At 39.2% G+C, this 23509-nt stretch carries 13 protein-coding genes; 8 read left to right on the plus strand and 5 right to left on the minus strand.

Going from position 1 to position 23509, the window contains the following annotated elements; all coding sequences use genetic code 11:
* Nucleotides 1-4: 4 nt before the first annotated feature.
* From GM418_RS28420 to GM418_RS28430, 3 genes are all read right to left on the minus strand, one after another.
* The gene (locus GM418_RS28420; protein ID WP_158871325.1) at nucleotides 5-436 is read right to left on the minus strand and encodes an acetolactate synthase; all 432 of its coding nucleotides are present in this window, start codon (nucleotides 434-436) and stop codon (nucleotides 5-7) included.
* Nucleotides 437-527: 91 nt separating this feature from the next.
* Nucleotides 528-1760: a hypothetical protein gene (locus GM418_RS28425; protein WP_158871327.1), complete on the minus strand. Its 1233-nt coding sequence runs from the start codon at nucleotides 1758-1760 to the stop codon at nucleotides 528-530.
* Nucleotides 1761-1978: 218 nt separating this feature from the next.
* A complete protein-coding gene (locus GM418_RS28430; RefSeq protein WP_158871329.1) occupies nucleotides 1979-3430 on the minus strand; it encodes an alpha-amylase in 1452 nt (483 codons plus the stop codon).
* A gap of 194 nt (nucleotides 3431-3624) precedes the next feature.
* Between GM418_RS28430 and GM418_RS28435 the strand changes: the two genes are divergently transcribed.
* On the plus strand, nucleotides 3625-5145 hold the full coding sequence (locus GM418_RS28435; protein ID WP_158871331.1) for a PepSY-associated TM helix domain-containing protein: 1521 nt from the start codon (nucleotides 3625-3627) through the stop codon (nucleotides 5143-5145).
* A 64-nt stretch (nucleotides 5146-5209) separates the two neighbouring features.
* On the opposite strand, the gene GM418_RS28440 is transcribed toward GM418_RS28435, so the two are convergent.
* Both GM418_RS28440 and GM418_RS28445 read right to left on the minus strand, forming a co-directional pair.
* Nucleotides 5210-5953: a class I SAM-dependent methyltransferase gene (locus tag GM418_RS28440; RefSeq protein ID WP_158871333.1), complete on the minus strand. Its 744-nt coding sequence runs from the start codon at nucleotides 5951-5953 to the stop codon at nucleotides 5210-5212.
* A gap of 56 nt (nucleotides 5954-6009) precedes the next feature.
* A complete protein-coding gene (locus GM418_RS28445) occupies nucleotides 6010-8076 on the minus strand; it encodes an acetate--CoA ligase family protein (protein WP_158871335.1) in 2067 nt (688 codons plus the stop codon).
* Nucleotides 8077-8239: 163 nt separating this feature from the next.
* Between GM418_RS28445 and GM418_RS28450 the strand changes: the two genes are divergently transcribed.
* The 7 genes from GM418_RS28450 to GM418_RS28480 all read left to right on the plus strand — a co-directional run bounded on the left by GM418_RS28450 (nucleotide 8240) and on the right by GM418_RS28480 (nucleotide 23502).
* Nucleotides 8240-9055, plus strand: coding sequence for a universal stress protein (locus GM418_RS28450; RefSeq protein ID WP_158871337.1), 816 nt, complete (start codon nucleotides 8240-8242; stop codon nucleotides 9053-9055).
* Nucleotides 9056-9126: 71 nt separating this feature from the next.
* Complete coding sequence (locus GM418_RS28455; protein ID WP_158871339.1) at nucleotides 9127-10107, plus strand: hypothetical protein; 981 nt, start codon at nucleotides 9127-9129, stop codon at nucleotides 10105-10107.
* 211 nt (nucleotides 10108-10318) lie between these two features.
* On the plus strand, nucleotides 10319-16840 hold the full coding sequence (locus tag GM418_RS28460; RefSeq protein ID WP_158871341.1) for a T9SS type A sorting domain-containing protein: 6522 nt from the start codon (nucleotides 10319-10321) through the stop codon (nucleotides 16838-16840).
* Nucleotides 16841-16918: 78 nt separating this feature from the next.
* Nucleotides 16919-17857, plus strand: a complete 939-nt coding sequence (locus GM418_RS28465) for a porin family protein (RefSeq protein WP_158871343.1) — start codon at nucleotides 16919-16921, stop codon at nucleotides 17855-17857.
* 107 nt (nucleotides 17858-17964) lie between these two features.
* On the plus strand, nucleotides 17965-18741 hold the full coding sequence (locus GM418_RS28470) for a DUF1349 domain-containing protein (protein WP_158871345.1): 777 nt from the start codon (nucleotides 17965-17967) through the stop codon (nucleotides 18739-18741).
* Between the two features lie 295 nt (nucleotides 18742-19036).
* Nucleotides 19037-20821 carry a helix-turn-helix domain-containing protein gene (locus GM418_RS28475; RefSeq protein ID WP_158871347.1) on the plus strand — a complete coding sequence of 595 codons (1785 nt, stop codon included), beginning with the start codon at nucleotides 19037-19039 and terminating at the stop codon, nucleotides 20819-20821.
* Between the two features lie 110 nt (nucleotides 20822-20931).
* Nucleotides 20932-23502: a cadherin-like domain-containing protein gene (locus GM418_RS28480; protein WP_158871349.1), complete on the plus strand. Its 2571-nt coding sequence runs from the start codon at nucleotides 20932-20934 to the stop codon at nucleotides 23500-23502.
* Nucleotides 23503-23509: the final 7 nt, after the last annotated feature.

The raw sequence follows: 23509 nt of genomic DNA on the forward strand, positions 1-23509 counted from the left end.
GTATTTATTTTCCATATACAATATCGTCATCGAGCAAATGAACACTGTTAATTTCGAGTCTTCGTTTTGCCTCCAGCACATCGGGCACTTCCAGAATTAAAACAGCCATTCCCGTTTCCGAAATCAACCTGCTATCGGCACTTTCAATGTGAATCCCTGAGCGAGAGATTTTTATCAGTAATTCATCCAGGCCCCCTGTTTGATCTTTCATTTCCAAAGCGATGACTTCGCGCAAAACTACAGAGTGTCCTCTTTCCGAAAGCAATTTATAAGCTTTCTCCGGTTTGTTAACCAGCAAGTGCAAAACTCCCCAGCCATGCAAAATACTGTTCATCGAAACCGACCGAATATTAATTTTTTCCTCTTTAAGGATATTGGTTATTTTCTCAAAATGAGTAATCTTATTTTCAAGAAAAACAGATATTTCGTATGCCATTTTTTGATTTTTTTCACACAAAAAGGCTGTCTTTTTCTATATTTCCGACAGCCTTAATGAACTTTAATTCCTGTAAAATTAAAAAGTATTATTAGAATTTATAAGCAACAGAAATCATATTTCTGAAATTTGTTACATTTTCAGTGTTTTTAACTTTTGCTTTGTCATTGTAATCATTCTCGCCATAAGCAACGGTAGTTAAACTTATTTCAATACCAAACATAAAATTTTTGTAGTTGTATATCAGTTGCGGCGAAAGTTTATACATTATATCAGCATTGGTTGCAAATCCGTATATCGGTCCGATAGGATTTTTCGAAGTTCCCATATTTTTGAGGTATCCTGCAAAGAAACCAAATTTCCAATCGTCGCCATAAATCACATTCATCCAATTGTAAATATGATTGAAGGGAGTATATGTTTCTGCACCTGTTGTACTGTTTAATGAAGCAACTGCATAACCGCTGGGCAGTAAACTTTCGCAAACATTCTGACCATACATGGTTTTGGCTTTAAATTCAAATTTTTCTTTTGTGTATTTCAAGTACGCCATTGCAGCCATTGTGCTCAATTTTTCCGAAGTTTTAAAAGTTCCGCTTGTACCTGTTGCGGAAGTTCTGGGTTGAATCATTTTCCAATCGATTGCTGTACCCAAAACCCAATTTTCATTATAATACTGAAGTTGGGCATGTAAATTCGGAACAACGGCATCGCGTTGATACTGATAGGTTTTTCCGTCGGGCCCGGTATTGGAATATTTAAACTGGTACACGGCAGCAGCTATTAAGTCCAGATGACCGTTTAACTGGTGTGTTAAACGAAGTTGAGGGCTTCGGTTAAAAACCTGAAAAGGAAGACCTGTGTTTTCGTTCAAAGTACCTGGATACACTTTTTCAATAAATGTAGGATGCCAGGTGCGGCCAAACAAAAGTTTGGTTTTTGGCCATACAAACTGCGTGTAAGCATGTCTGAAACGCAAACTGTTGGTGGAGGCACCACCGGTAAAATCGACTTCAACATAGGCACCAATTTGTGTTTTCCCGATTTCGAGCCCCGAAAACCGGGTACCAAACCTTGTAAATGTATTCAAAAACTGGGCGCTGGGTTGTGCATTAATATCGTCTCCGTTGACATCATATTCAGGCATTTGAGGAAAAAGATCGAGTAAATGATCACAGGCATCTACATTTCTTCTGGAATCAAAAATGAAATCATTTCGAACAAAACCCGAAAGGTCAACTTTAATGTTTTTGGAAGATAAAAAACCCTGGGAATAAACATTTGCAGATAAACAAAGAAGCAATAAAAAAATTATCCTTTTCATGGTTAGAAATTGAAATTTGGTTTTATAGAAAGAATTGTCTGTAGCTTCAATATTGAGCCATAAAATTAATACAAAAGCCTCTTCTTTAAATCTCAGAACTATAGTTCAATAACATAGTTTGCTTATTTATTTCGATTTTAAATTAAGATGTAGTTAAGCCAAATTTTGGGGCTAACCCGCGCCAAACGTTGTTCAGAAATTATTACAAGCACAAAAAGTTACACTTCGACCCAAACTGAAACACTGCCACCTTTTGTTTTAAATGGCCCCCACCCCCATTCATTGGTTTGAATTTCCTCTTTAAAATGGCTTGTAATATCACGATACCGGGTAAATGGTTTTCCTGTCTCCATCCATTTGCTTTCGTCATGAAAGTTAGTCATAATCACAGCCATACTTTTATGTTCATTATCCCCTTCAAAGGTCCAGCCGATCACATGCCGGTGATCAAAATAATCATGTCTCTTCCCAAATGTGCAGTTTTGACGTGCTTCCAAAAACAGATCAATTATCCATTTGTGCGAAGACATCCAGATTTCGTAATCGATTCCATCTTTCCGGTCACTATAATTTGCCCCAAAATAATCGGCGCAAAAAACACAGGGGTAACCTTCATTACGAAGTAAAATAATGGCATATGCCAGTGGTTTAAACCAGGCCTCCACCAACGATTCAAGACTTTGCAAGGGCTGTGTATCATGATTTTCAACCAGTGTAACTGCTAAATACGGTATTTCTTTTACAAGTGTATTATTTAAAATTGCACCCATATCATAATTCGAACCCGACTTTGAAGCGTAATGAAAATTATAGTGCAGCGGTGCATCGAAGAGATGCATCCGGCCTTCGGTTTCTGCAATATAATTTTTTAATTGCGATATATCGGGCGACCAGTATTCTCCAACGGCAAACAAATTACGATTTGTATGGTTGCGCATATCATCGAGCCAGTATTTAAAAAAGAAAGACCGGATATGTTTAATCGCGTCGATACGAAAGCCATCTACTTTAAAAGTGTCAAGATACCATTTACCCCAGTAGTGTACTTCCCCGCGAACCTGATCTACATCGAAATCCAAATCGCAACCCATTAAAAAATCATAATTATCATTTTCCTTATCTACATGGGTTTCAAAATGTTTATCTTTCATTTTATAAATATTACCAAACTCTTTTGTGGCATCAAAATGCCACCACTGCCACTTCATGCTTGAATATTTATCACCCCTTCCGGGAAAACTGAACGCAGTCCACAATTCCTTTTCAAACAAGTCACTTAAATTCCTGTTCCGGTTTTGGGGGTCAACAACTGATACCAGCACATTCTGTTTATCATCTGCCCCCATTTTATGATTTAAAACTACATCTGCATATACCTGCAAACCGTTGTCGTGTGCACTTGAAAGCGCCGCTTCATACTCTTTTTTTGTTCCGTATTTCGTCCGAACCGTGCCCTTTTGGTCGAATTCACCAATGTCAAACAAATCATAAACTCCATATCCTACATCGTTGATTCCACCCATTCCTTTGTAGGCTGGTGGTAACCAAACTGCAGTAAATCCGGCATCGCTAATTGCTTTTGCCGCTTCCTCCAAATCAACCCAAAATGTTCCTTCATTGGATGTATACCAATGAAAATACTGCATCATTGTACCTCTTAGCTGTTTCATACCGCATTGTTTTTAATATCACAACTACAAGTTAAGGAGATGTTTGAAAAAATTTCCCTATCAGATTTTAAAATTACATTAAGAAGTGTAAAGCAAAACTAAAAACTTGAAGCAAATCCTTATTGCATTTTTGTAACAATTGATACAATTTACTTCTTATTAATAATACTATATTGTGCAGGATTTTTGCAAATATGAGTCGAAAAAGAATTATCAAAATATTCCGGAAACTGCATAAATGGCCTGCAATAACCATCAGTTTTTTTGCCATTCTATTTGCTGTATCCGGAATTGTAATGAACCATCGCGGAACATTTTCTTCGGTTGATGTTTCAAGAAAATTACTACCGGCGAATTATACATACAAAAATTGGAATTTAGCGGCAGTAAGGGGTTCGATGCAAACCAGTGAAAATAAAATTCTTGTTTTTGGAAACATCGGGATATGGAAAACCGATGGAAATTTTGGTGAGTTCACAGATTATAACCAGGGTTTTCCCAAAGGAATTGACAACCGTAAAATTTATTCAGTTGTACAGTTCAAAAACCAGCTTTTTGCAGGTACCCACATGGGATTATTTTCGCAAAATCCGGAAAAAAACAGATGGGAAAAAGTCGATGTACCGGTTCGGGAAAACCGAATTGCTGACCTGAATTTAAAAGGAGATACTCTGCTTGTGTTAACCCGAAATTATCTGTTAAAAAGTAGCGACGGCAAAAACTTTGAAACGATTCAACTCCCGGCCCCTCTTGGGTATGAACGAAAAACCGGGTTATTCGATACATTCTGGCAACTGCACAGTGGCGAGCTGCTTGGATTACCGGGGAAATTAATTGTAGATTTACTGGGGTTAATTACCGTTTTCCTTTCTGTTACCGGCCTTTTGCATTTCTTTTTTCCTAAAATCATTAGAAAACGAAAAAAGAAACAAAAGCAGGTTGGCTCCTTCGTTACAGTAAAAAAGAAAAACCTGCACTGGCACAATGTTGTAGGGTATATTTTTGCGCTATTCCTGATAATTAACACTTTTGCAGGAATGCATTTACGGCCTCCGCTTTTAATAGCCATCGCCAGCAAAAAGGTTGGAATTATTCCGGGGACACATATAGATAATCCAAATCCCTGGTTTGACAAACTCCGTCGTGTTCACTGGAACATTGATTTGCACCAATACATTTTTTCTACTTCCGAAGGTTTCTATTTTGCCGGTGAATCGTTTTCAAAACCGCTGCAACCAGCCTTTTCGCAGCCACCTGTCAGTGTTATGGGTTGTAATGTATTAAAACCGTTAGAGGAAAAGATTTACCTGGTGGGGTCGTTTAACGGGATGTTTTTGTGGAATATACAAACCGGTGCTGTGGCCAACTTTTTCACACAACAGCCCTATGTTGCACCGGAAGGAATGCAAAGCCCCATTGCAGCCAACATGGTTGCCGGCCTTGTGGAAGGAAATGAATCGGCTTTTTGGTTTGATTATAACAGGGGAGCCCTTCAACTTAGTGGGAAAACGTTTCCTGAAATGCCGGAACAAATTATTACGAATTCCCCTATGTCGCTTTGGAATGCGGCACTTGAATTTCATACCGGGCGGATTTTTGAACACCTGGTTGGAGCATTTTATATTTTGTACGTCCCACTTGCCGGAATTTGTATTTTACTTGTATTAATCAGCGGAGTTTATTTGTGGTGGAAACTGCACCGGAGAAAAAGGTGATTACGAATCGGGTGATGTGATTTTCATTCGCGTCTTTCTTTGGTGAATTGGAATTCGCCTATCCCTATTTCCGACAGCTTACTACCAAAGGCAAATGTTCTCCGCCAAACGATTCCATTTTGAAGTCGGAAAACAATTCAATGTCAGCAAAATTAGTTTGACTTAACAATTCATGCAGTTCCTCACTTTTCAAAGCCAAAAGCGGAGTTTTATTTGAAATGATTTCATTTTCTTTTTTCAGAATCAAATCGGTTTGAAAATGAACAAGTGAAGAATTCTTTTCGAAGCCATACTTACGAACAAACTTTATGTTCTTTGTTTCAATGACAGGCAGCTCCGAAATCTGTTGGTTGAGAACATAGTCGTAATTTAAAATCTGAAGCAAAAAGTGTCCGCCGGCTTTCAAAACTTGGTAAACTCCTTTTAACATCTGCTCTATTCGTTTGTTTGCATGCAGGTGGACCAGTGTATTTCCAAAACACAAAACAGCATCAAATTGCGCGGGATAAAAATCGTTTTCCAAATCGAGCATATTTCCAGACTTAAATTGAATGTTTTGATGTGAATTTTTTAACCGGGCTTGCTCCAGCAAATCCTTGTTTAAATCTATTCCCATGACTTCTACCTCACTGTTTGCCAGCTGGAAAGCCAGTTCACCGGTGGCACAACCAATATCCAACATCTTTTTCCCGTTTAAATCTCCTACCCTGTTTTTAACAAAATTCAGTTGCGATGGCTTGTATGGAAATATTTCAGCATAATATTTTGAAATTGATGTATAAAACTTATTCTGATGGTCAGTACTCATGATGAAATGTATTACTAAATGTATCTTTTCTTTCTCCTTCACCTTTTGTGGGAAAGTCAGGATGGGAGCCTTTCAATCCTCAGTCTGGCATCAACCGCCAGAATTTCATTTTCATTTCCCAAAAACGGATTGATATCCAGTTCTTTTATTTCGGTGGCAAAACGTAATAACCACGATAAACCTACAATAATGTCGGCAAACCCGGAAATATTAACCCCCGGTTGTTTCCGGTAACCTTTTAATATTTTATAAGATTTCAGGCTTTTAATCATGGAAAGCGCTTCTTCTTTTGAAAGCGGTGCCAATCCTGAGGAAACATCCTTTAAAACCTCAACAAAAATTCCCCCCATACCGCATAAAATGATGTGCCCAAAATTCTGCTCATATTTTGCGCCTAAAAACAATTCTGTTCCACTTGCCATTTGTGCGATTAAAACTCCTTCAGAGCCTTCAATTTCATTTAAATGATAAAACTCTTTTCGCACTTCACTGGTGTTCCGGACATTAAGGATTACGCCGCCAACATCGGTTTTATGTATTGGACCAACCACTTTCATTACCAGCGGGAAACCAACTTCCAAAGCAGCCAGAACCGCCTCTGGTTCTGTTTTCGCTACAATCTCTTTTACCCGCGGAATTCCAACTTCATCGAATAAACGATGGATAATCTCAGGCGGCTGGTAACCATTTTCTGTCTGCCCGATAATTTCTCTGATTTTAACACTGCTGACAAATCCGGGTGTATCTTTCTTTGGCGCCGGGTTGGGTGTATTTATCACTTTTGTAAGTGCGCGGCCAAGCAAAACCTCGTCGGGGAAATTTACATTTCCGTGAGAAAGAAAGTGAGCCACATCTTCTTTTACATTTATCAACGACGGCAAAATGGGATAAATTGGTTTCCGGCAGGTTTTCATCTTTTCCGAAAGCAAATTATAAACATCGCCTATCGGAAAAAGTCCGGGACTCCCAAAAATTACAGCCATTCCATCCACATCAAAATCATTCTCGCAGGTATCGATTATCTCACCCAACTGCGCAGCTGTTCCGGTAGCTAAAAAATCAATTGGATTTTCAACTGAAGAACCTGAAAATAATTTTTCTTTCAAAATAGTTTTAGCGGAAGATTCCCCGATATGCGGGATTTTTAACCCACCATCTTCCAGTGCATCGGTAAGCATTACACCCGGTCCGCCGGCATGTGTTACAATCGCCAGTTTTCGTCCTTTTAATTCTTTACACATAAACACACTGGCTACCGTTGTCAACTCTTCTCGGCCGTAACAACGAACAATACCTGCTTTCCTAAAAAGCGCTTCAACTGCTGCATCGGAACTTGTCAGCGCTCCGGTATGCGACGAAGCAGCCCGGCTTCCCGCTGATGAACTTCCGGCTTTTATAGCTGCAATTTTGCAACCTTTGTTTATCAGCGACGAAGCATGAATGAGCAGTTTGTCCGGATTATCAATATTTTCGATGTATAACAATTTCACCTTCGAACTTTGCCCTTCCACATAATTTTCATCGAGATACTGGAGCACGTCTTCAACACCGGTTTGCGCACTGTTTCCAACTGAAAAAACATGGGCAAAACGCAGTCCTTTCGGTATTCCTGATTCAATGATAAAAACCGCTGTGGCCCCTGAACCGGAAATAAAGTCACATCCATCGGGAGTTAATTTGGGAACAGGCGTAGTAAACACGCTGGTATGTTGAGGTGTCATTACTCCGACACAGTTCGGGCCGATTAAACAAGCATTATTTTGATTCACAATATCAGCAATCTCCTGTTCCAGTTTTTTACCTGCATCGTCTGTTTCACCAAAACCTGCTGAAATAATTATAAATGCTTTTGTATCATTTTGTTCCGTTAAAATTCTTACCGTTTCCAAACAAAATTTTGCAGGAATAGCCAAAACGGCCAAATCAACCGATGGTAATTCTTCCACCGATGAAAACGAGGGGATTCCCTGCACCTGAGTTTCTTTTGGATTTACGGCGTAAATTTCTCCGTCAAAACCAAAATCTACAAGGTTTTTAATGATCTTCCCTCCTGGCTTCGAGATTGTATTCGAAGCCCCTACTATTGCAATACTCTTTGGATGAAGCAGCTGTCTGTTTATCATACAACTTATTTTTGTCTGCATAAAATTATACAATTCTCATTCAATCTTCACTGATATATTTCACGTTGGTTCTCAAATCATCCTGTTATTTTTTACTCCTTCTCAGAAAAAAATATGTCTTTTTATATTCCTGCATATTTCGCTAGTTTTGGCAAAAAATAAAATGGCTGAAAAAAAAGAACAAAAAATAGTTGTGTTTCTGTCCTTGCTTCCATCAGACAAGAATCTAATCTTAAACGGGGTTAAAATTGCAACTATTTTTAAGAAAGAGTTGTGTCTCTGTTTCAACTATTCAGGGAAACAAAAAAAAAATCACAGCCAGTTTAAAGCAAAACTTATTGAATACTCCAACCCGATTAAAAATGAAATTCCGGGGTTAAAAGTTTCCACCCTGCTTCTTTCCGAACATTTAAAAGATATACCTGAAAAACTTTCTGACGATCTGGAAGCCATTTTTATTGTTGCGGCAAAATCTCAGTTCAAAAAATATTCTCCGGCACTAACAGAAAGCCCTGTTCCGTTTCTTTTTGTTGATGAAGAGAAAGAAACTATTCCAGATTATAAACGCGTCGTGCTTCCGATCGATCTGCGAAGCGAAAACAGCGACAGTGCATTATGGGTATCTTATTTCGGACGATTTAACAACACCGTAATTGTGGTTGTGGCGGCCAACGATAAAATCAGGGAAAATAAAAACAGGGTGGCTAAAAATGTAGTACTAACCAAAAAGCTATACCAAAAATTTAACCTGCAACATAAATTTTTTAAAGGCCAAAAAGGTAGTCTGGGAGTAGCTGATGAAGCTTTGGAACTGGCACTCACGATGGAAATCGATTTTCTCACTATCTTGGGGAGTTCAACAATTACACCTTTGGATTTGCTTGTAGGATTACCCGAAAAAAGGATTATCCGGCATTCCAAAAGTCTTCCTGTTTTGGTTATAAATCCCCGAAAAGACAATTATATTTTATGTGACTAAAAATCTAAATGTACTTGCGGTTAACAGTTTTCAGATGTTTTATTACTTTCGCTGCTGAAATCTAAAGTATCATGAAAAAATCTCTCTTTTTCGTTTTTGTGTTATCAGCTTTGATTGGCAGAACTCAAAATTTTGAATACCAGGTTTTGTTCGAAGGAATAGGTGATAACCGGGAATACTCCAACAGCAACAAAGCTGAATCGCAAAGTATACTGGGCAGCCGCGGAGCATTTGAAATTGGGATTGAAAAAGACGGACACCGAGTTCGTGGCGGACTAAGTCAACTCCTTGAATTTGGAAGTGATTTAGATTACCACAAACCAAAACTTACCTTGTATTACGGGTATTCCGACGAAAACAAAGATTTCCTTTTTGGTGCCTTTCCACGCCGTGGACGAATCGATTTTCCGCTGGCCATGCTCACCGACACCTTATTGTATTACCGTCCAAACATTGAAGGGATGTTTGGAGAAGTTCGCTGGGATTGGGGATACCAAAATGGGTTCGTCGACTGGGTAAGCCGTCAAACAGACACAATTCGCGAAAACTTCATGGTTGGATTTTCCGGTGAAATTGTTTATAAAAATCTCTTCCTGCAGAATTTTCTATTAATGTACCACGATGCAGGGCCGGCAATCAAACTTCAGGATGATCATGTAAAAGATTATTTGGGATATGCATTGCAGGCAGGAATCAGAACCAATGAAAACTCACAAATCCAGAGTTATATTAAAGCCGGCATTTTAAGTTCAATGTACCGTGAAAGAAAAGTTACTGATGGCTTTCAAAATGCGGCAAGCCTTTTTGCGGAAGCCAATGCACGGTATAAGAATCTGGGAATTAAGTCGGTATTAAGTACTGGCGAAGGACACAAATTTAAAGCTGGCGACCGTTTTTACCAGGTTGACAGTTACTGGAGAACAGATGCTATTTGGTATTTTATCAATGGGGAACACGTAAAAGGAACTTTTAACTTGTCATTTCATCTCGTCGATTGGAATTATTTGGATCAGCAACAACAGCTTTCAATTGTCTACATTTTCGGAAAATAAAAATATCATAGCCACTCATTTTTTAAATTTGAGTAGAAAAACCAGCTAATTTCTGCAGACATTAACGGCCTTATTCTAAACAAAAAAATCATTATTGTAAAAACAAAAAAGATTTCAGATTGTCTTAAATTGGGAATAGTAGAAATTTTATTTCAGGGGAGAACTCCGTAATTTAGTATTGCCCAAACATTGTACAGAACTTATATGTACGATGAAACAAAAAATTACCTTAACATTAATCACTTTTATCTTTTTAGGATTTAATGTTTTCTCATCAAACTATATTAAAAATCCTGAAAATAAGAATTCCAACGATTTATTTTTTGAGGTACAAGCCTGCCCTACAGATGTAACCAACAATAGTATCTCTACGACCACTACAACATTTTGTAGCGTTGGCAATGCTACAATTACTGGTACTGTGCCAGACAACGTTACTATTGCAGCAGACACAAGCTATCAATGGCAATATGAGAGTTCACCCGGTACATGGGCAGATTTAGGTATAGAGACTAGAGATTATTCAATAGGAAGCTTAACTGAAACAACTTCTTTTAGAAGGGTGATTCGAATTATCGATTGTGATGATTTTGCCAGCAATGAAGTTGTCATTACAGTTAATCCGATTCCGGCACAACCTACCGTGTCAGTCGTTGATGCAACTTGTGGTGTCCCGGGAAGTGCAAGCATTTCCAATTACAACAGTGACTACACTTATACCTTTGACCCCACAGGGCCATCTGTTGGTGCCGGCGGAGAAATTACCGGATTTTCAACCGGACAGGCTTACACTGTGACAGCAACAAATACAGGAGGATGTACTTCCACACCTTCTGATTCGTTTACTGTTCAGGCTGCACTGGATGCGCCGGTGCAACCTACCGTGTCAGTCGTTGATGCAACTTGTGGTGTCCCGGGAAGTGCAAGCATTACAAATTACAACAGTGACTACACTTATACCTTTGACCCCACAGGGCCATCTGTTGGTGCCGGCGGAGAAATTACCGGATTTTCAACCGGACAGGCTTACACTGTGACTGCAACTAATACAGGAGGGTGTACTTCCACACCTTCTGATTCGTTTACTGTTCAGGCTGCACTGGATGCGCCGGCGCAACCTACCGTGTCAGTCGTTGATGCAACTTGTGGTGTCCCAGGAACTGCAACCATTTCCAATTACAACAGTGACTACACTTATACCTTTGACCCCACAGGACCATCTGTTGGTGCCGGCGGAGAAATTACCGGATTTTCAACCGGACAGGCTTACACTGTGACAGCAACAAATACAGGAGGATGTACTTCCACACCTTCTGATTCGTTTACTGTTCAGGCTGCACTGGATGCGCCGGCGCAACCTACCGTGTCAGTCGTTGATGCAACTTGTGGTGTCCCGGGAACTGCAACCATTTCCAATTACAACAGTGACTACACTTATACTTTTGACCCCACAGGGCCATCTGTTGGTGCCGGCGGAGAAATTACCGGATTTTCAACCGGACAGGCTTACACTGTGACTGCAACAAATACAGGAGGATGTACTTCCACACCTTCTGATTCGTTTACTGTTCAGGCTGCACTGGATGCGCCGGCGCAACCTACCGTGTCAGTCGTTGATGCAACTTGTGAAGGACCGGGAACTGCAACCATTTCCAATTACAACAGTGACTACACTTATACTTTTGACCCCACAGGGCCATCTGTTGGTGCCGGCGGAGAAATTACCGGATTTTCAACCGGACAGGCTTACACTGTGACTGCAACAAATACAGGAGGATGTACTTCCACACCTTCTGATTCGTTTACTGTTCAGGCTGCACTGGATGCGCCGGTGCAACCTACCGTGTCAGTCGTTGATCCAACTTGTGATGTCCCGGGAAGTGCAAGCATTACAAATTACAACAGTGACTACACTTATACTTTTGACCCCACAGGGCCATCTGTTGGTGCCGGCGGAGAAATTACCGGATTTTCAACCGGACAGGCTTACACTGTGACTGCAACTAATACAGGAGGGTGTACTTCCACACCTTCTGATTCGTTTACTGTTCAGGCTGCACTGGATGCGCCGGCGCAACCTACCGTGTCAGTCGTTGATCCAACTTGTGGTGTCCCGGGAACTGCAACCATTTCCAATTACAACAGTGACTACACTTATACCTTTGACCCCACAGGGCCATCTGTTGGTGCCGGCGGAGAAATTACCGGATTTTCAACCGGACAGGCTTACACTGTGACAGCAACAAATACAGGAGGATGTACTTCCACACCCTCTGATTCGTTTACTGTTCAGGCTGCACTGGATGCGCCGGCGCAACCTACCGTGTCAGTCGTTGATGCAACTTGTGGTGTCCCGGGAACTGCAACCATTTCCAATTACAACAGTGACTACACTTATACCTTTGACCCCACAGGGCCATCTGTTGGTGCCGGCGGAGAAATTACCGGATTTTCAACCGGACAGGCTTACACTGTGACAGCAACAAATACAGGAGGATGTACTTCCACACCTTCTGATTCGTTTACTGTTCAGGCTGCACTGGATGCGCCTTCAACACCTGTTCTTAACCTTACCCAGCCTACTTGTGATGTTACTACAGGGACTATTACAATAACTTCACCAACAGGAGCCGGGCTAACATACAGTATCAACGGAACAGACTACCAGTCTTCTGCAACCTTTAGCGAGGTGGTTCCCGATACTTATGAAGTTACCGTAAAAAACAGTGACGGGTGTGTTTCTTCTGCAACACAGGCGGTTATAGAGGAACAGTTAGTGCCAGATGCACCAACCATCAATGTTTCAAATGATTGTGGACAATCCATTTTAACAGCTTCAAATTATACCGGTTCGCTTGAATGGAGTACGGGAGAAACAACAGAAAGTATAACGGTAACAACAGCCGGAGATTATTCCCTTACGCAAACCGTGGATGGTTGCACCAGTGATCCGGCAACTGAAGCAGCAAATCCAATTACCACTCCAACCCTTAACATTTTATCGACGGTTAATCCTGCAAGCTGCGGAGGGCAAGGTTCAATTAATTTTACTTTTAATGATGTCCCCGATGGCACTTACACCATTTCATACGATGGAGGAAGTTTTTCAGGAGTCAATGTATCCGGGAATTCAGCTTCCGTTTCAGCAAGCGCCGGCAGTTATCTCAATTTAACGATTTCCGTCAGCGGATGTGTTTCTGCTCCCGGGAAAAGTACTACTCTTACCGACCCCAATCCACCGAATGCTCCAACTATCGATGTCGTAAATGATTGTGGACAATCCATTTTAACAGCTTCAAATTATACCGGTTCGCTTGAATGGAGTACAGGAGAAACGACAGAAAGTATAACGGTAACAGCAGCCGGAGATTATTCAGTTACGCAAACCGTAGATGGTTGTACCAGCGACGCAGCAATAGTGTCTGCGGAACCTAAATTAATCCCTACTCTTTCAGCATCAGGAAATAACCCAACTTCATGTGAAGGACCTGGGTCTATCGATTTTACTTTTACTGATGTAACTGATGGCACCTACACCATTTCATACGACGGAGGAAGTTTTTCAGGAGTCAATGTATCCGGAAATTCAGCGTCTGTTTCTGCAGGTGCCGCTACATACAACAATTTAACCATCACAGTTAACGGGTGTACATCAGCCGGTGATGAAAATATTACACTGAATGACCCAAATCCTCCCAATGCTCCTGCAATTGACGTCGTAAATGAATGCGGACAAACTGTTTTAACAGCTTCAAATTATACCGGTTCGCTGGAATGGAGTACAGGTGAAACAACAGAAAGTATAACGGTAACAGCAGCCGGAGATTATACCCTTACGCAAACTGTGGAGGGTTGTACCAGTGATCCGGCAACTGAAGCAGCAAATCCCAAAACTGTACCTGTACTCCAGGCATCAGGAAACAATCCATTATTATGTGGCGGGGTTGGAACGATTAATTTTACTTTTACAAATGTTCCAAACGGACTATACACAATTAGCTATGATGCCGGCAGCTTTCCCTTGGTGGCAGTCCTAAATAATCAGGCAACCGTCCTGGCAAGTGCCGGCAGTTACAATAATTTCAGGATTACTGTTGACGGATGTACCTCTGTCAACGGTGTTAATGTTGCACTTACCGATCCCAATGCGCCGGATGCGCCGGGAATTGATGTTTTGGATGAGTGTGGAGAATCTGTGTTAACTGCAATAAACTATGAAGAAGGCGCAACATTGGAATGGAGTACAGGAGAAACGACAGAAAGTATTACCGTCGACGAATCAAAAACATATTCTTTAACACAAGAATTAAACGGATGTGTTAGCGATGCAGCCACTTCAATGGCTAATCCCAAAACAATACCTGCCAAACCTGACTTTTCAGTTACCGATAACTGCGATGGGACTTCAACTCTGGAAGCCATCAACGTTGATGAGTCTGCTGTTTTGAAATGGAGCACAAATGAAACGACAACCATTATAACCGTAAATGAAGCAAAAAGCTATTCGCTAATCCAGGTGATTGACGGATGTGCAAGTGATACTGCATTTCATACTGCAGCACCAAAAACGGCGCCCACTATTACATTGTTTGAAAATAATCCGGAAGCGTGCGGAAGTCTTGGAAGCATTGATTTTGTTTTCACCGATGTGCCCGATGGAATCTATACCATTTCTTATGATGAAGGCTTTTTCGAAAATGTTGAAATATCTGACGATAGTGCTTCTGTTGAAACTTCTGCGGGATCGTACAGTAACCTGACCATCACTGTTGATGATTGTGTATCTGCTGCAGGTGTCAGTACCATTCTTTCAGAACCCAATGCGCCAGAAACTCCAGGTGTAGTTGTCGACGACAGATGTGGTGAATCACTGTTGACCGTTACAACTTACAATCAAAACGCCTCATTACTTTGGAGCACAGGTGATACTACGCGAACTATCACAGTAGAAAGTGCCGGAACTTATTCGGTTGTTCAAACACTTAGCGGATGCACAAGTGATGCGCGTTCAGCTACCGCGTTACCTAAACCGATTCCCGAAACTCCGGACTTTTCAGTAACAGACAACTGTAACGGGACTTCAACATTGGCAGCAACCGAATTTGCTAATAACACGACACTATTATGGAGCACAGGAGAAACAGGTGAGTTGATAAGCCTCACTGAACCGGGGAATTATTCACTTTCTCAGGTTTTAAATGGCTGTGAAAGCAATTCTGTAACCAAAACCGCCTCCCCAAAAACCGCTCCGACAATTGTAGCCGAAGGCATTTCTCCGGAAAATTGTGGGGGAAAAGGAAGTATCGATTTTACTTTCACCGGCGTTCCGGACGGAACCTACAATATTTTATATGACAATGGCAGCTTCTCCGGTGTCACTATATCCGGTAATAAAACGACGGTTGAAACTACCGTCGGAACCTACAATAATCTTAAAATTAGTATAAATGAATGCATTTCACCCGATGGTGTCAATGCTACGCTATCTGAGCCAAATGCCCCCGATCCGCCAACTATAACTGTAGAAAACGACTGTAATAATTCGGTATTAACAGTTTCCAACTATGACGAATCGGCGACATTACTTTGGAGTACCGGAAATACAACCCCAGTTTTGACTGTTTCTACCCCAGGGACATATTCAGTTACACAAAAGTTAAACGGGTGTACAAGCGATGCGGCATCAGCTGTTGCAGAGCCCAAAATTACTGAAGGTGAACCTGAGATCGAAGTATACGACAATTGCGGAGAATCGATAATAAAAATGAACAATTTACCATCCGGCACATGGTTCGCCTGGCAATACAACAATGTTGCAGACAGCACCCGGGAAGATAGTATAATAGTAAATGAACCCGGAGAATATACGATATACCAGCAGGTCGGCCAATGTATTGGTGAAACCACAACAGTTTCGGCCAATCCAATGGAAATTCCTATTCCTCCGATTAGCCACGGTGATGTTTTGGTTTGTATTGAAGAAAACACCGAAGTAACTGCAGAAGCCAGTGTTGTTGATGAAAATACAATTTTAGTGTGGTACGATGCAGAAACAGGGGGCCAGATAGTACAATCGCCTGTGTTAAATTCATTTGGGTCGGTAACCTATTATGCAGAATCCGAGAATATAAACACCGGATGTAAAAGTTTAAACAGAACGCCCGTTACTTTAACCGTCTTACAATCAGCCGAATCATTTATTCTGGACTCTGCCATTATTGGGAAACCGGAAAATAATGTTGCTGTACTTATATTTCCTGAGAATGTAGCTAAATACCGGTGGTACCTCAACAACACCGAAATAGATGGAGCAACGGGGCAGTATTATTATGTTCCTGAGTCTGAACGAAAAAATGAAAATATATTTTCAGTAGAAGTTGAGATATCAAATGGATGTAAAGCAAAATACAGTTATTCCTATGCTGATATTTTGAGCAGCGCAATACTTACCGGAACAAATAATTTTAAACATATAAACGATCCGGCTTTTAACATTTATCCAAACCCGGCAAACGAAAAATTGTATATATCGCTCAATGCGTCAATGATAATAAACGAACCCAAAATAAAAGGTAAAATTTTCTCAGGCAACGGAATTTGTGTATCTGAATTTAACTTAAACAACCCAATTGAAACAATTAATACACAAAAACTTAGTCCGGGAATATATTCCGTCATTTTGTATGGAGAACAAGGTAACTTTTATACTAAAAAGCTCATTGTTTCTCATTAATTTATTTACCCGTTGTGGAAATATCGAAAACATATATAGTAGAAATTAAATGATTACATGTTCTGAAAAAATATCTATATGAAAAAAACAATAACTTTAATTTGGCTGTTGTTTGCTTATTTTGTTGCACTCTCCACGACGCCAGAGAAAAAAGAAAAAGAAAAACCAACTGAGATTTCCTCCAATCTGTCGCCGGGAGATTTAAGCTTGGATAACAGATTTATTTATCCTGCATGGGGGTTCTATTTTGAAGCTTCCCCGGGCTTAACCAATATAAAAAACAACAATTTATCTTCTGAAATATGGGATTCAAAAAAAGGACTGGGGTATACATTTAACGTTGGATATTTCCAATCACTGGGACCTTGGTTCAAAATAAAAACCGGTATTGGTATATCAAGTTATAATAATACATTAAACGCTAATGGCGATGTTCCCACGCAAACTTTAAGCGACATAGACAATGATACCTATACCGAAACACTTACCCTGACAAATGTTGAAAAAACAACAAACCCAATGTATTTATCTGTTCCGTTAATTTTTGAATTTGGAAATCCGAACATTGAAAGAATAGGATTTTACGCTGATCTTGGTTTGAAATACTCCTTTCTTTTAAACGAAAGCTACACTTCATCCGGCACTTATTCAACAAAAGGCAGATACGAGCAGTGGGAAGTAACCCTGGAAAATGTTCCTGAGCTGGGATTTTACAACGACAAAAACCTGGAAACAAATGCGGCTTTAAAAAACAGTAATATATCAATAGTAGCCGGAGCCGGAATTTTTGTTCCCCTTTCAACCGTTGTTATTTTTAAAGGAGGAGTAGTTACCAATTTTGGATTTGCTGATATTGGAAATAACAAAACTGAAAATATAAATTCGAACGTTATAAACAACCAGGTACATGAATACCGGTCGCCATACATCGACAACAGTTTGGCTGTTGTAAAAGGAAGCCACACTTTTCATTTAGGTCTTGAATTTGGATTATACATAAGTCATCGTTTGAAATAATAAATTTTAAATGCAATAGTTTCATTTTTAGTTGATTTACCAAAAATTTAAAATCTATTTTATACATTGCATACTACTAAATTAAATAGCAATAAGGGATAGTCAGAATGAATAAAATATTATATATCTTCTTAATTTTTTGCCTTTCTTGTGTTTCTCCGTTTTTAAAGGGAAAAGAAAAACCGGGAAGGTCAAAGCTTTTTGAGAAAACAGAAGTAAGTACTTCAAAAACAAATGCCAAAAGCATTGCACAAGAGGAGAAAGATAATGTATCAAACAATATTCTTTCAGAATTTAAAACATATACCATAGGAAAAGATGCATTGAAAGGGACAATAACAGTTGAAGACTCAATTGCAGAAATTGTTGCCAGTGGAAAAGATATTTGGGGGACAGAAGACGAAGGATATTTTATTTTTAAACAAATAAAAGGGGATTTTGAAGTTAGCGTCAGGTTTCACAACCTCTCCCCAAGCGATTTGTACACCAAAGCGGGAATAATGGCACGAAACGATTTGAGCGACAATGCAAAACACGTATATTTTCTTGTTTTTCCCGACAACCAGGAAAGAAATAATAATAACGGAGGATGCGAGTTTCAGTATCGGGCAAAAAGAGGAGGTGAATCTAAAGCAATATATCCCGACCAGCAAACCGCGGGAGAAACATTCAACGTAAATTTTCCTGAAACATGGATAAAGCTGAAACGGGAAAAAAATACGTTCTCAGCTTTTATCAGCAGCAATGCTGAGAACTGGTATCAATATTCATCTTACGAACAGAAAATGCCCCGAAAGCTGCTTATTGGATTAGCGGCTACTTCGCATAATCCGCAAGGATACACAAGGGCCGAATTTTCTGAACTTCATATTAAAACCTATTAGCTATAAACCATATTTTACAAAATTTATTTCTGCCCCCTTATTTTTGTTAAGTTCCCCTTGCTGGTGATTCATTCAGTTTATTGATAATCTGATATTTATTATACCAAATTATTTTTAGTTTTGTAAAATAACAAAAACCAAAACATTCAGTTTTATAAACTTTGTGCTTACTGTTTGAATATTGCTGATCTCAATGACCATGTTAAAAGTTTTAACTCTCGCGTTTACAATTTCTCTTTTATTCCTACCGGGTGTGCAGATAATTTTTGGGCAGAAGTTTCAGCGAGCAGAAAATATGTCTGCCGAAACCTATGAAACGTATCTCGATTCAGTCACCTCGGGAGATTGGAAAATTGAATCCGCAGGAGAGTATTACTACTGGCTGGAGGACAATAGTAAATCCATTCTGAACACTAAAAATATTTTTCTTAAGTCGTTTTATTTTGTTGAAAAAGCGATGGCTGCGGAAGCTACCGACAACGATTCTGTAGCCTATAATTGTATCAACGAAGCTTTTGTAATATTATCCAAGACCAATTATTCAAACATCAAGCTTAAGATATTAAAAATCGGACTTTTACTATCAACCCGCGGGTTTGATTACTTTACAAAAATTCATTTTTTAAAAAAGATAGAAAATTCCGGAATCCTAAAATCCGATTCTACTGAACTGACAGATGTAATGCTTCAAATCGCAGATTTATACTGGCACTTACACCAATACGATCACTCGATTGGGTATTGCGAAAAAGCACTACACCTGTCCGGATTACAAAATTACAAAAAAGGAAAAATCAGGGCCCTTTTAACAATGTATACAAACTCGCATTTTATTTCAACCGACAAATCATACAAATTTTATCTCGAAGAAGCACTCCGGAATGCACTTTCTTTAGGTGATTCATCGTTAATAGCAGAAGTTTATTTTAATACCGGGCTTTCATTTTACAGGGATGGAAACCAACAGGAAGCAATTAAATATTACAAATTATCGCGCTCGTACGAGAAAGAAAGGGGTTCGCAATCTGATTTATACACCTGTGCACATCTGCAATTGAGTTTTACGATTGCAGATAGTGTTGAAGCCGTCGGGAAAATTTCAAATTTTTTTATGCGTGAATCTGTCAAACAAAATTTTTATTCCTACCTGAGTAACGCATATCGGGGAAAAGCATGGTACTTTGCCAAAACAGCCAATCGTGACTCTTCAGTTTTTTATCTCGACAAAGCATTTGAAAACCGGCAATCGCTTCCCGAAAAAAAAGATGCATCGCCGGGGTTTTACTACAATTTGTATGTTGTTGCTGATATGGTAAGGGATAAAAACAGGGCCTTAAAATATTTAAGCCTTGCTCATAAACAATATGTAAAGGCAAACAGGGAATCAAACAGTGAACAGTTAAATAATATTCGGGCCAGTTTGGATTATGAACTTCAGGAAGAAAAGATAAATAACCTAAGCCTTCAGAATGAACTTACAAAAGAAAAAAATACCAGACAAAAAATATTTATAGGAGCCGTTACAGCTCTGCTGGTTCTAACATTGTCATTTTTTATTTATATCAGAAAAAAATATCGACAACTCCGGGATTCTTACAAAGAACTTATTCGGAAAAACCTGGAACTCGATAAACTCCACTCTCGAATTTCAAAAACAGAGGAGAAAGTCAACCATCATAAAAACGGAAATGGGATAAAAAATGAAGATGAAATCTATAAGCGTTTAAAGGAACTATTTGAAAAAGACAAAATTTACAAACAGGCCGACATTTCAATCATAAATCTGGCTAAAATGCTAAATACAAATACTTCCTATTTATCTTCAATTATTAACCATCATTTTGAAGAGCCTTTTAAAACCATAGTAAATAAATACAGGATAAATGAAGTGCGGAGGATACTTGGCTCTTCAGAATATAACAATTACAGCATTGAAGGGATTGCGGAGGAAGTGGGATATAAATCAAGGTCAACATTTTATCAATCGTTTAAACAGATCACCGGATTAACTCCCACTCAATACATAGAAAATGTACGGCTTCTTTCTGATTATGATTTATATAAGAACGAATCTGATTGAAGTAAAAAAATACGGTTTATGCTGTCCTGTTTTATAAAACAGTACAAACAACTTTTGTTGAAAAAGTACTATTGTACTTATTTTATCCTTAACCAAAAAAAACTATTTCTATGAAAACCTTTTTAGCGCTGTTACTGTCTTTGATGCTGATGCTGCGATATTCATCCTCAGCTCAGGAAATTAATCTTCCCTTTTTTGACGATTTTAGCAATGACTATGAAAACTGGACAACACACTCCCTCACCGGTGATGACCAGTGGCATTTGAGTGGTGACGATGGAATTGATGGTGGCAAATGTGCCCGGTTTTATATCATGACCAATCCACCGCAGGAAAATAACGATTGGCTCGTTTCAAATGTTATCAATACCGAAAATGTTTCTAACATTGCTATCCAATTCAAATTTTTATTTCACGGAGAAGGGATTAAACCAGAATTTTACTATTCAACTTCCTTTAACGGCGACGTTTCGGCAACTGATTGGATAGAACTTGACAATAATTTCTGGAAAAATGAATGGTCATGGAACGATGCCAGAATAGAAATCGAAAGCCCCGGAAATTCTTTAATATTTGCGATCAGATATCAGTCCACGATTGAAAATTCAAACTATATTTTGATTGACAATTTCAGGATTAAAGCTTTTGAACCGGTTGTTGTTGAAAAAGCCGGCGAAACCAACCATTTTGAATTCTACAGCGACACCCCGGAAAACACTGATTACTGGATCGCTATAAAAGATGAGCTTGAAGAACAATATGAAAAATATGCCAGTTACTGGAATATTCCCGGACTAAATGATTTTATTACGCAGAATACAAAATCCAAAATTTATCTGTTCTCCCGGGAGAATATCAAATTCATCAACGAAGATACACCAGACTGGAAAATGGGATTTTTTGACTATAAATCAGAAAGTATTTATCTCGACAATTCGATTATGCAGACTTCATCTGCTGATAACAATCAATATTATGACGGGCTTAAAGGATTAGCAATTCACACTTACGCTGGTTATGCTATTCAGTTAAGACTCGATCGGGATGGTTCCGGCAATAGTTTACCTGACTACTTTGCAGAAGGATTTGGACTTTATGAACGAGGGTATCGCCCTAACCGCGATTCTGTTATAGCATTTAAGGAAAACCACCCGGACCTGTTAAGCAGTAATGAACTGTCAGCTTTTAAGAGTATTACAAATACATCGGAAAAAGATATATCTGTGGCTTATATAGAATATCAGATTCTTTTGTGTGGAGGCTATCGCAATTGCAACAAATGGGACTACGGCCCGCTGCCGGATACGTGGAAAAATTTTCTCATTTATTTTTACACAACCGGCGATGATGATGTTCAAATAAAAAAGTATGACGAAAGTGAGAATTTCGACATTTATTGCTCCGCGAGAGATACAATGTTTATCGACAGCATGAAAACCTGGCTTGAACGCACGCGGACATTTTACATCGATTCCTTCCAAATGGACATCAATGTGAGATTTCCCTTAGTTATTGTTTATGACGAAAAAACCGGAATGGATTTAACTGGATATGGAGATTTTAATGGCGGCTCAGGCGGTATTAACATTTCACCGCATAACTTTTGGGGCGGATTTGACGATGGCTACGATTGGCTTTTGGGACATGAATTCGGACATGTTTTTAACGATTTGATGTATTGTGCAATGCCAATGGGATTCTACCATGAGGGTATGGCAAATTTCTCCGGATACAACGTGGCAGGGGGTGAACATTTCGATGATAGATGGAAAATTGAATATGTATTTGACTATTACCAGAACAATTACAACAGGGAACCAACATTAGAAGAAATAATAACAAATCCGGACGTAGGGAAACCGGGGCTTGAATATGGAATTGACTGTTACTTTTTTGGGTTTGAATTTATTCGGTACTTAAAACGTGAAGAGGGTTTTCCTAAAATTAAAGAATTTTTTGCCAATGGATTGGATTTTACCGTATTTGCAAAATCGTACGACGATTTAGAACAAGGTTATATTGATTATCTCAAATACTTACATTCACAAAGGGACTACAATGAACCATTGCTGACGGTTAATGGCGGGATTAGCATTGAGCGCGGAGGCTCTTCCGTAATACACGCCTCTAATTTGGATGCTACGGATCAAGAGGTTTCAGATGATAAATTATATTTTAAAATTACAACAAAACCAACATACGGGCATCTCGAGAATATTAAAAATCCTGGGTTCTCAATTTCAAAATTTACCGAGAAAGATATTAAAAACGGAGTCATCAAATATATAAACGACAGTACATATGCCACATCGGATTATTTTATTTTTACTTTAACTGATGAAACATGGTTTGTCGACAATAAGCGGTTTAATATTACATTATCAACTCCAACTGCAATAAATGAATTTCAATCAGATCTGCAAAACACGTTTAGTATCTACCCAAATCCTGTTTCCCGGGAATTCGTCATTTCTTTCCAAACTAAAACCAGTGGAAAAGTAAACCTGGCAATTTTTGATGTACAGGGAAAAAAAATAGCCACCTTGCTCAACAAGAAACTTAATTCAGGAATACACTCGGTTTCTGTTTCAAATTCGCTACCGGCCGGTAGTGTATATTTTTGTAAACTGGTAACCGCTGAAGGAGTGTTGACCGAGAAAATAATTGTTAACACAAAATAAGACCGAA

The organism is Maribellus comscasis, from assembly GCF_009762775.1.
In the GTDB taxonomy this organism is placed as follows: domain Bacteria; phylum Bacteroidota; class Bacteroidia; order Bacteroidales; family Prolixibacteraceae; genus Draconibacterium; species Draconibacterium comscasis.